Source organism: Alkalibacterium kapii (assembly GCF_007988865.1).
Lineage (GTDB): Bacteria > Bacillota > Bacilli > Lactobacillales > Carnobacteriaceae_A > Alkalibacterium > Alkalibacterium kapii.
This window is the reverse complement of sequence record NZ_BJUY01000032.1, coordinates 1-11,449: the sequence shown is the minus strand read 5'-3', so window position 1 is coordinate 11,449 and position 11,449 is coordinate 1. Positions and strand designations below refer to the sequence as shown.

The following is an 11,449-nucleotide window of genomic DNA, read 5'->3' as shown; positions in this document are numbered from 1 at the left end:
CTTAATAAATAAATAATTAAAAAAGCTGAACCTCCGTTGGATCCCATTGCATATGAAAAACGCCATATATTACCTAATCCCACAGCAGATCCCATCGTTGCTAAAATAAAACCCCACCGGGACCCCCACTGTTCCCTCTTTGCTGACATATAACCACTCCTTGTTTTTTACATTAAAAAAAGATGAGATTTTTTTAATAACTTCCATTTTATCTGAATAAACCATCGATTACAAGGGTTATTTATAGTAAAAAAGCTGTCACATCAAGAAAAGGCTTGCTTTTAAATTGATGATACAAATGTGCAAACGTCAGGTAAAACAGTTATACTTAAGAAGAGACTAAAAATGAAGGAGGGCATGAAATGCTTGAAAGTATGGATCTGCTTGGGTTCATCGTCCGGCATACCGAAGGGGATCAGTGTATAAGACTGGCCAAAGAAACAGGGATCAGAGGCGGCACAGTTTTTCCTGGAGAAGGAACGGTCCGGTCAGGGATTTTGCGTACATTGGGAATAGACATTATAAAAAGAGACATCGTTCTGATGATTGCCCCTACAGAAATAGCAAAAGAAACTATGGATCATGTCGTTGAGAAAAAACAGCTGACGAAAAAAAATCGCGGTGTCGGTTTCCGGCTGCCGCTGAATAAAGTGATCGGTATCGTTCATGAAAAAAAGACAGCACTAAAGGAAAAGGAGCAGACAGGTATGTATCAAGCCATTTTTATTATTGTCGACGAAGGGGAGTCGGAACGTGTTCTGGAAGCAGCAAATCAAGCGGGATCACAAGGAGGAACGGTGATTCATGCGCATGGATCCGGTGGTAAAGAAACGAAACGCGTCTTTAATATGGAAATCGAACCTGAAAAAGACATTGTACTGATCTTGTCACCGAACACGATCACTGACAAAATCATTCAGTCGATCAATGATGAAATGAATTTAGAAGAACCAAACACAGGTATTTTATTCACAACGGATCTGAGTGAAACAAAAGGTGTTATTTAACCGTATAAAATGTAGGAGGACAACATGACTATTATCAGTGAAAAACTTTTGCAAGTCACACGATCCGTGACGCCTATTTTCCTGTTCGTCTGGCTGATTCACTTCTTTCTCGTTCCTTTCAGCCCAGCGGTTCTGACAGCTTTTGTACTGGGAACAGTCTGTATCGTCATTGGATTGACTCTTTTTTTAGTCGGTGTAGAAATAGCCATATCACCGATCGGGGACTACATTGGTAAGGGGATAGCCCGTTCCAACAAAATAAGCATTTTGATCATCGTTGGCTTGATTCTAGGCTTTATGATCTCTATGGCAGAACCCAGTCTGACGGTTTTAGGCAATCAGATCAGTTTAGTAACCAACGGAGCGATCGGAGGCAGCCTGCTCGTCTTTATCGTATCGGTGGGCATTGCTGTCATGGTCGTCATAGGCTTATTACGTATCGTTTATACCTGGTCATTCATGGCGATCATGCTGGCCAGTTACAGTATCATACTTCTATTATCACTTTTCGCCTCATCTGAATTTCTTTCGATCGCCTTCGATGCTTCCGGCGCAACCACAGGTTCCATTACCGTTCCGTTTCTACTGGCCCTTTCTGCAGGGATCTCTTCACTTAAGAAAAATACCATTCGTAAAGGGGAAGACAGTTTCGGTCTGGTAGCTATTGCTTCGGCCGGTGCCGTCATAACCGTCTTGTTCAGTAATTTGATAAATCCGACTGAATCCTTAAGCGGAGATCTGGATGTTTCATTTGGACTAAGTGGTTCGCTGTTTTTCAATTTATTTGAAATAAGTAAAGATCAGCTTGGAGACGTTTTGACGGCTATCGCTCCGATAGCCGTTTTATTTATTCTGTATCAAATCTTGTTTCTTAAATTACCTAAACGGAGATTCCACCGAATTATGTTAGGCATTGTATATGTCATTACAGGCTTGCTGATATTCCTGACAGGTGTGAATTTCGGCTTTATCGATATTGGAAGTATTATTGGTTATAAGCTGATGGAAGGCGATCAGAACGGCTGGTTCTACGTTCTGTCCTTTATACTTGGTATGGTGACCATTCTGGCAGAACCTGCCGTTGCTGTTTTGACTGAACAAATCGAACGTGTGACTGCCGGAGCGCTTAAACCCGTCTTTGTTCTGACTGCTTTATCCGTTGGAGTGGGTACGGCCACGCTGCTTGCCGCTTTACGTGTAACGAGCGCGTCTCTTGAACTCTGGCATATTCTCTTGCCGGGCTATCTCCTGGTCTTTGTTTTAAGTTACTTTAATTCCAATACGATCGTCACAATGGCTTTTGATGCGGGGGGTGTCGCTTCTGGACCGATGACGGCGACCTTTATTTTAGGTTTTATTCAAGGTGCAGCTGAGGGAGCAGAAGGCGCATCGGTATTGATCGACGGCTTTGGTATGATAGCCATCGTAGCAATGACTCCAATACTGACCATTCAACTCTTTGGACTCGCGGATGCTTATTACAAAAATAAAAGTAAACAATGAAAAAATCCATATTGACGAACAACTTCCACTTTGGACTGAGCATTGACTAGAGTGGAAGTCTTTTTATAAGTGTAAACGAGTCGTTCTCATATTTTTTTATTGTCACATTTTATACACGTTTAGTTTTAAAAGGTAACTTTCCTCGTATTGCACAAGATGAACCCGTTTCAATACTTTCAGTGAATTAAATAACAAAATATTATACATAAAACCAGCGTTTTGATAAAGGTTAAAATCTGTGAGAATATTTATGAAGATTGTCTCATTTTAGACACAGACATAAGGGGGGGTCTCGCGTATAATTAGAACAACTCAGAGATACAGGTGCACTCATCCTGTGCAGGAAAGAAGGAATAAGCAGTGGGAAATCGGTTTATTTATGTGATAGAGACAGCAAGTGAATCAAAAGAATTACTCGTCAGAGAGCATGAAGTGATTGAAAATGCTGATGGCGAAATGGATTGCCCATTAGACATCATTCTACGACGCTATAATATGACATGGGAAGATCTATTCCAAATGCAGGTCAAGACGGTTTCTTTTATCCAGCACGGTTCAGACAAAAGAAAAGTTATCCACTCGATATCGTTTGAACATTTATTCTATTTTCAAAAAAACAAGGAATCAGAAACGCGTGCTTCCAAGTAATTCATCGACTCATAACCTTACCAGTACAATGCACTCAGATGAGTGTTTCCCGTCAAAGCATTCCAACTTTTTTCAAGTTCAAGTAATTGAATACGCTTAACTATTAAATGACCACGTTCCAGTCAACCACACCAATCAGCATCCCTTAACTCAATTGGATCATCCTCCTATTTTTTTTTAATACCCTACAACAATAAAGCTTTAATTTTTGCATCGTTCAGCGTTCAAGCATTAAAGGATACTGGCACCTTCCATTCTATGTTACAATAAGAATAACTTTTCGAATATAAATAATTGAACGGGAGGAACAGCGATGGCCTGGATTCTGTTAGCACTCAGTTTAGCGGTACTGGGGTATATTTACATACAAAACTATATGATAGACGTTTCCCGCTACACTATCACGATTCCCAAGTTAAGTGAAAATATGAAAGGCAAAAAAATAGTTCATCTAACCGACTTGCATTTCAAAGCGCATACAAACAAAAGCTATGTTGAAACGATTTTAGATACGACTGAAAAACAAGAACCCGACTATATAGTGATTACAGGAGATCTTGTTCAAGCAGGTCTTGACGGTTTCAGCGATACACCTTTGCGTCACTTTGCTGAAGAATGCGCAAGAATTTCACCTACTTATGCAGTAACGGGGAATCACGATATCGCAAGTGGGTCATTCAGTGAGTACCGCTCTATTTTAACAAAGGCTGGAGTAAGATTGCTGATCGATGAAGCGGTGGCTTTACCCGAAGGATCGGATGAAGGCGTTACTTTGATGGGACTCACAGAAAGGCAAGATCAGACTGACCTGCCTCAACCGATTTTAGGTCCTATCGTATTAACAGAAACCCTGGTCAGTCGCCCAAAAATCCTTCTTGCCCACCGGCCCGAATATTTTGTCCACTACATGCTGGATAAAACCAAAACACCAGATCTGATACTGAGCGGACATACCCATGCCGGCCAGTTCAGGTTGCCATTTCTGGGAGGCGTTTTTGCCCCGGGACAGGGACTATTTCCCAAATATGACTACGGTCTCTTTAATCATGATGAAGATCCGACCAAGCGAATGATCGTCTCACGTGGTTTAGGAAACTCCTCTTTTCCTATTAGAATCAATAATCGACCAGAAATCGTTACGATTACATTAAACTAAAGGCGCTAAATTTTTAAATCCATAGATTATCATTTAAAATGAGTCAAAGGAGAGAGACAAATGACAAAATTAAGATTAGGAACAATTGGAACAAGCATGATCACAGAACAATTCGTTGAAGCAGCAAAAGCGAGTGGTGACTATACTTATCAGGGGGTTTATTCAAGGCATATAAAAAAAGCTAATAGCTTTAAAGACCGTTACGGGGCAGCAAAAGCCTACGATGACTTTGAAGCCTTTTTGAGTGATGACGCCATCGATGTAATATACGTCGCCTCGCCGAACAGCCTGCACTTCAGTCAGGCAAAAGAGGCCATCATGCACGGAAAACATGCAATCGTTGAAAAACCGATGATCACATCCTTAAGCCAATGGACAGAGCTTATTGATCTGGCAAAGGAAAAAGGCGTGATCGTCGTCGAAGCGGCCCGTCATATCTTTGAACCGAACTTTGTAAAACTGACAGAAGTCATTCAAGGATTTGAAGGCATTTACGGCGCCTCATTGGTTTATGCTAAATATTCATCCCGCTTTGATAACGTTCTGGCCGGCCAGGAACCGCCTATTTTTTCAACAAAATTTGGTGGCGGTGCCGTGAATGACTTGGGGATTTATACAGTCTATGCAGCCTTACGCTGGTTCGGCAAGCCTGAATCGGTCCATGCCTTTTCACAAAAAATCAGTACCGGTGTTGACGGTAAAGGAATCGTCATCCTGCGTTACCCGGATTATGACGTCACCATACGCTACGGGAAAATAATCACCGCACTGGCTTCTTCAGAAGTTTACGGGCTGGGTAAAACCCTGGTACTCGATGCCATTACCGGTGTAGAAAAAGCCGAACTCGTGGATGCGAGAACCCGTGAACGAAAAACGATTGAACTTGATGAACCTTCAGAAAATCCTCTGATCTGGGAAGCCAAAGCCTTTGCCGATGTCATGAAGAACCCAGATAAAGAAGAAAGCAAAGAAAAGCTTAACGACTGGTTGAGCCTTTCTCACGATGTGCATGAAGTCCTTGAAACCATCAGACAGCAAAGTTAAAAAGCGGAAGAATCGATTGACCTTTAAAGAAAAAAGTGAACACGCTGAACCAATTATGAGAGCATCAATAATTTATGTAACTGAGGACCAGATATAAAAGCATTCCGATAAGAGGAAGTGGATGTATTGGCTCAAAAAACGATCATGCTCGTCTGCACTGCAGGAATGAGCACCAGTATTTTAGTTAGTGAGATGAAAAAAGTTGCAGAGGAAAGAAAAGACGAGGTAAGTATTTTTGCTGTTTCAGAACCTGAAGCTGAAGCAAAAGTAAAAACTAAACCCGTCGATATCCTTATGCTCGGACCTCAAGTAGCGCATTTAAAAAACAAGTTCAAAATGTTAGGATATGCAGAAGGGTTTCTTGTAGAAATCATTTCCAGACAAGATTTCAGAACCTTGAATGGCGAAAAAATACTAGACAGAGCACTACATGTCTTAGACGAAGGTTCCTTTGAGGAGGATGAACATGTCTAAACCCGGAGAGGAAATCATGGAAGTTGTTATGACACTTATTATGTATGGGGGCGATGCGCGAAGCAGTGCCATGGAAGCCATTGCTGCCGCGCGGAATAATGATTTTGAACGTGCACAAAAAAAATTAGACGGTTCAGTTGAAGCCATTAACAAAGCACATGAGATCCAAACTGAATTACTCGCCAAAGAAGCGGACGGCCAGAAAGTGGAAGTGACTCTCCTTTTGGTCCACGCCGGCGACCACGTCATGAATGCCATGACTTATCATGACTTGGCTGAAGAAATCACGGAATTGTACAAGCGGATAAATTAAAAATCCTGAACTCTTATTTGGAAAACAATGCGCCAAGTGGGCGTCCAAATCAAGGGTTCAGTTTTTTTGAAACCGTTAAAAAAACAGTGAATACTTATTGTATTTAAAAATCGTTCGGTGTATAGTTATTAGCAGTAGTATGTATTTATTTTATTTGCCGAAAAGGAGAGTTTCCAATGACAACGTTTTTCGTTTGCTTAAAAAGCATATCCGGTCAAACCATTGCCAGTTTGGTAAATACGATCAGGCTCTCCATGACAATACACTAGAATCAGTTTGAAAAGTAACAGCGAAGTAAAACAAGTATAAGATGATTCAGTCTATTCTCTCACAGGGAGTGGACTGTCTTTTTTTATACAGGTTAAAAGCAACATAGAAAAAGGAGGTTATCCATGTTTGATGTATTAATAAAATTGAAATTTTTCTTCAAAGAACATAAATGGCAGTACATTATATCATTCATCACACTGGCCATATCAAATATTTTTGCAGTCTTTATTCCATTTCTTATCGGACGTTTTATTGATGCCATAGTTACTGGGGAAATGGATGCGAATCTACTCTTCGTGTATACCATACAATTCGCTTCCTTGGTCTTTATTACTTATGGACTGGATCTTATCTGGGGATACGGCTTGTTTTCCGGCGCATACAAACTTCAGCGTCAGATGAGGAGCAGACTGATGCGTCATTTCCTTAGAATGCGGGCACCGTACTTTGAAAAATTCAGGACCGGTGACTTATTAGCGCGAGGCACGCAGGATATCCGGGCTCTGGCAGATACGGCTGGCTACGGTATGCTTGTTTTAATGAGCGCAACAGGCTTCACTGCCACTTTAGTGGTAATGATGGGCGTAACGGTCAGCTGGCCATTGACCTTTGCAACAGTCCTTCCTTTGCTGCCCATGGCTTACGTGATCAAGGTAAAAGGGGCCCAGGTAGACGAGGCCTATGAGATCTCGCAGAAATCTTTTTCTTCTGTCAACGATGATGTCTTGGAAATGATTGATGGCATGCGGGTAATACGTGCGTATGTTAAAGAAGGAGACTTTATTGACAAATTTAAAAATCAAACAAGCGATCTCCTGAAAAAGAATAATCGGGTCAGTGAGCTGTCAGCAGTCTTTGCTCCAACTGTCAAAACTTTTGCTGGAATCAGCACCATGATCGCACTCACTTACGGGGCTATACTAGTTTCACAAGGTGGATTGACAGTGGGTGACATCATTGCCTTTCAAATGTACTTAGGCATGATGATCTGGCCAATCATTTCAGTGTCCGAGCTGATCCTGATTTTAAGACAAGGGAGTGCCTCGATGCGTCGAGTGGAAGCTGTTATTTCGGCTACCGATGGACTTGATTTCAGCGGAAAAGTACCTGCCAGAACAGTTGAAGACTTTCAGTTCAATGATTTCACATTCAAATACACATCCAGCGAAACGATAAATTTAAATCATATAGAATTAGCCTTACCTAAAGGAAAGACACTGGGAATCGTAGGGAAAACGGGATCAGGAAAGACGACACTGATTCGACAACTTCTAAATCAGTTCCCCAAAGGTCAGGGCACCTTCACAATGGGGCAGCAGGCATACAGTGAGTATGAGGATCCGTCACTCCGGCAGCTTATTGGTTATGTGCCGCAAGATCATGTATTGTTCAGTCGAAGCGTCAGAGATAATATTGCTTTCGGTAAAGAAGATGCGTCTGATCAGGATATTTTAAAAAGTATTCGACTGTCTTCCTTTGAAGAGGATTTGAATAATATGGAACATGGACTGGACACCATGATCGGTGAAAAAGGGGTCGCGATTTCCGGTGGACAAAAGCAGCGGATATCCATTGCCCGCGCGCTGATCAAAGATCCACAAATCTTGATCCTGGATGATTCGTTGTCGGCCGTGGATGCAAAAACTGAGCAAAGTATCATCGCAAACATTGAAGCAGTCAGAAAAGACAAGACCACGATCATTTCAACACACCGACTTTCTGCCGTCAAAGGTGCCGATGAAATAGTGGTGCTCGATCAGGGTCGCATTATTGAACGCGGGACCCACGATGAATTGATTGAAAAACAGGGCTGGTACTATGATCAGTTCAAGAAACAGGAAATCAAGGAATTTTTAAATGAAGATGAAACAGAAAAACAGCTGAGAAGCGATGAGACGACTAAAAGGGGAGAAGTCAGATGAGCACAGTGAAAAGACTCCTTTCTTACATGAAATATTTTAAAGGCTATTTTGCGATAGGTATCGGTCTGGTGATTATATCAACCGTGACAGATTTGGGTGCACCGATTATTGCCCAGCGCGTCATCGATAATGTGATCACGCCAGCCGCAAGAGAAGGCACGCCGATTACAAACGCATTGATTGAGCTGATGGCTGTTTACTTTGGTCTGCTGGTGACAACGGTCATCATGCGTTATGTATCATCTATCTACCGGATGAGAGCAGCTAATGGTATCATCAAAATTCTGCGTGATGAACTCTATACCAAAGTACAAAAACTGCCGATCAGTTACTTTGACAATCTCCCTGCAGGAAAAATCGTTGCACGGATCACGAATGACACAGAAAGTCTCAGACAGCAGTTTTATGTCGCAACAATCGGTCAAATACTGATCAACGTGTTCTATATAATCGGAACGTATCTGGCTATCGCCTTTTTTCATCAGGGACTGGCATTGACTTTATTGATTTTGATTCCAGTCATGTATTTGTGGAACAACTATTACACTAAGTATGCTAGAAAATATACCAAGAAAGAACGGGAATTCAACTCAGATATTAATGGTAAATTGAATGAAACCATTCAGGGCATGCAGATCGTGCAGGCATTTGGACAGGAAGAAAAAATTCAAGCCGAGTTTGAAGAAATCAACGAAAAATGGTACGACGTCATGCGCAAATACGTCATTTTAGACTCTGCTTTTCAGTGGACCTTTGCCGACTTTTTGCAGCGTTTTTCCTTACTTCTGCTCATGGTTTATTTCAGTACCCAATATATTAATGGGGTGCTAGGCGTATCAGTGGGGATGCTTTACTTATTCGGCGAGTACGTCAGCCGGTTGTATGAACCAATTAAAGGAACGATACAGCAAATCGCATTCGTACAGCAGGCGATCGCAGCCGGTGACCGGGTATTTGAACTCATGGATATGGAAAGTGAAGACAACCCCGAAGCTGATTTAACCGTCACACAAGGTCGCGTGGCTTTTCATAATGTCAACTTTGGCTATAATGAAGAGAAACAGGTTCTAAAAAATATCGACTTTGCTGCAGAACCGGGTCAAACCATTGCGCTGGTTGGCCACACGGGGTCAGGTAAAAGTTCGATCATGAATCTGTTATTCCGTTTTTATGATCCGCAGTCTGGCGAAATCACTATTGATGGTCAGGAAACAAAGGCTTATTCAAGGCAATCTGTCCGTCAGGGGATGGGCGTTGTTTTGCAGGATCCCTTCTTGTTCACTGGAACGATCTATTCCAACATAACAATGGATAATCCCTCGATCTCCAAAGAAACCGCACGTCAGGCGCTGATAGAAGTCGGTGGCCAGGACCTCATTGAGAGATTCGAAAAAGGATTGGACGAACCCGTTGTGGAAAAGGGCAGCACGCTAAGTTCGGGGCAGCGGCAACTGATATCTTTTGCCAGAGCTCTGGCTTTTGATCCCAAGATCCTGATTCTGGATGAAGCCACTTCATCCATCGATACGGAAACAGAAGAAATCATCCAGCACGCTATGAATGTGCTGAAAAAAGGCCGGACGACCTTTATCATCGCCCACTGCCTATCGACGATTCAGCATGCTGATCAGATTCTGGTCCTTCAGCAAGGAGAAATCATCGAACGTGGTCGCCACAAAGAACTGCTAAATAAAAAAGGTGTGTATAATGAAATGTACGAAATGCAGAAGAAAGGCCAGGTTATTCCAGTATAGGCTTAGAAAAGAATGCACGATATGGAAGTTCAGGCCTGAATGACTGGAGCGGACAAGAGCAGGGTCATTGTAGATTATAGAGTAATATACGAGAAGTGGAAGGCCTGTTTGGTATTTACAGCTCGCTTAAAAATAAATTCGGAAACGCAAAAAAGAGACTGGAACGTTTTTGTCCTAGTCTCTTTTTTAATACTTTATTTTTTCGTCGAATAACGTAAGGCTTTAGTATTCAGATCCTTCTCAAAAATATTTCGGAAGAATTGGATGAATGGTCCGAGGAAGAAAGCAGTGATGACCGTATTGATGCCTAACTGTGAACCAAGTGAAAAACCGATGACTACCAGTGTAATATCAACAATAACACGCGAAAGACGATAGGAAAGTCCAGTTTTTTCAGATAGAATAATCGGCATGGCATCATAAGGTGCAACGCCCTCTTTTGCTTCGATATACAAAGCGGCGCCCATAGACATCGAAACAATACCTAAAGCGGATATAAGTAACCGTATCGCTAGACCTTCCGGCGCGCCAAATCCATTGGTGATGAAATTGACGAAAACGTCCGATAGATTTCCGACTACAAAAATACTGATAATCGTTCCTATACCAACAAGAGCTCTATTCGCAAAAAATATATAAATAAGCATCAGTAAACTGGAAGTGTTTAGAAAATACCAAATTCCATATTAAGTAGATTACTGAATCCTAGATTAAAAGTAGTATAAGGATCTGTACCTAAACTTGCCAGACGGAAAGCTGAGACCGCAACAGCAATAAAAATAGTCCCCAATAATGAATAAATAATTTTAACTTTTTTCATAGTGACCTCTTTCTTGTAATTTTTTCTCAATCATCATCATAGGGGGAAAACGGCTTGATGTCAATATAATATGAGGAAACTCAATAAGTTTAAACGAAAAATCAGTGAGCCGTTCATGATTTATTCAATTGTAGAAAATAGTATTTTGTTGAGATAAGATGAAAAACTATAAAAAATTCACCAGTTTTAATAGTCAAAACAAGACACTTGTAGTATAATAACCAAGGAAGATCATAGAGCTATAGCTCAATTGAATAGAGCATTTCCCTCCTAAGGAAAAGGTTGCCGGTTTGATTCCGGCTAGCTCTACTATATCAGAAAGACACCGTTAATCTCGCGATGGACGGTGTCTTTTCATATTAATGACTTAAGTACATCAGTGTTTACTGTAATGACGATAGAGGACGTATATCCCTGCTCTTATTCTTTTAAAGGCTCGTAGGATTTCTTTAAGGGTGTAAGTTCGGCTGATACAAAGAAGAATCGTGAGCCGCAAGAGCCGAAGATGAGGAAGTTCGGTCGATACCAAGAAGAAACG

The 11,449-nt window shown here is 41.5% G+C and carries 9 protein-coding genes, 1 tRNA gene and 2 pseudogenes; 10 read left to right on the top strand and 2 right to left on the bottom strand.

Annotated elements, in window-relative coordinates; translation table 11 throughout:
- Positions 1-149, bottom strand: a pseudogene (locus AKA01nite_RS09485) (sodium-dependent transporter); the annotation flags it as partial.
- Between the two features lie 213 nt (positions 150-362).
- Here AKA01nite_RS09485 and AKA01nite_RS08605 point away from each other — a divergent pair.
- The 9 genes from AKA01nite_RS08605 to AKA01nite_RS08565 all read left to right on the top strand — a co-directional run bounded on the left by AKA01nite_RS08605 (position 363) and on the right by AKA01nite_RS08565 (position 10,091).
- A complete protein-coding gene (locus AKA01nite_RS08605; RefSeq protein WP_146924918.1) occupies positions 363-1,007 on the top strand; it encodes a P-II family nitrogen regulator in 645 nt (214 codons plus the stop codon).
- Between the two features lie 24 nt (positions 1,008-1,031).
- Positions 1,032-2,510, top strand: coding sequence for a DUF1538 domain-containing protein (locus AKA01nite_RS08600; RefSeq protein WP_146924917.1), 1,479 nt, complete (start codon positions 1,032-1,034; stop codon positions 2,508-2,510).
- A 360-nt stretch (positions 2,511-2,870) separates the two neighbouring features.
- Positions 2,871-3,158, top strand: a complete 288-nt coding sequence (locus AKA01nite_RS08595; RefSeq protein WP_146924916.1) for a hypothetical protein — start codon at positions 2,871-2,873, stop codon at positions 3,156-3,158.
- A 313-nt stretch (positions 3,159-3,471) separates the two neighbouring features.
- Positions 3,472-4,314, top strand: a complete 843-nt coding sequence (locus AKA01nite_RS08590) for a metallophosphoesterase (protein ID WP_146924915.1) — start codon at positions 3,472-3,474, stop codon at positions 4,312-4,314.
- A 60-nt stretch (positions 4,315-4,374) separates the two neighbouring features.
- The gene (locus tag AKA01nite_RS08585) at positions 4,375-5,358 is read left to right on the top strand and encodes a Gfo/Idh/MocA family protein (protein ID WP_146924914.1); all 984 of its coding nucleotides are present in this window, start codon (positions 4,375-4,377) and stop codon (positions 5,356-5,358) included.
- Positions 5,359-5,484: 126 nt separating this feature from the next.
- Positions 5,485-5,832, top strand: a complete 348-nt coding sequence (locus AKA01nite_RS08580; RefSeq protein ID WP_146924913.1) for a PTS sugar transporter subunit IIB — start codon at positions 5,485-5,487, stop codon at positions 5,830-5,832.
- A complete protein-coding gene (locus tag AKA01nite_RS08575; RefSeq protein ID WP_146924912.1) occupies positions 5,825-6,145 on the top strand; it encodes a PTS lactose/cellobiose transporter subunit IIA in 321 nt (106 codons plus the stop codon). The genes AKA01nite_RS08580 and AKA01nite_RS08575 overlap by 8 nt, the downstream gene beginning before the upstream one ends.
- 392 nt (positions 6,146-6,537) lie before the next feature.
- Entirely contained in the window at positions 6,538-8,337 is a 1,800-nt protein-coding gene (locus AKA01nite_RS08570; RefSeq protein ID WP_146924911.1) for an ABC transporter ATP-binding protein, read from the top strand.
- Complete coding sequence (locus AKA01nite_RS08565) at positions 8,334-10,091, top strand: ABC transporter ATP-binding protein (RefSeq protein ID WP_146924910.1); 1,758 nt, start codon at positions 8,334-8,336, stop codon at positions 10,089-10,091. Before AKA01nite_RS08570 ends, AKA01nite_RS08565 begins: the two co-directional genes overlap by 4 nt.
- A gap of 194 nt (positions 10,092-10,285) precedes the next feature.
- On the opposite strand, the pseudogene AKA01nite_RS08560 reads toward AKA01nite_RS08565, so the two are convergent.
- A pseudogene (locus AKA01nite_RS08560) lies at positions 10,286-10,911 on the bottom strand (YczE/YyaS/YitT family protein).
- A gap of 235 nt (positions 10,912-11,146) precedes the next feature.
- Between AKA01nite_RS08560 and AKA01nite_RS08555 the strand changes: the two are divergent.
- Positions 11,147-11,220, top strand: a tRNA-Arg gene (locus AKA01nite_RS08555).
- The last annotated feature ends 229 nt before the right edge of the window (positions 11,221-11,449 follow it).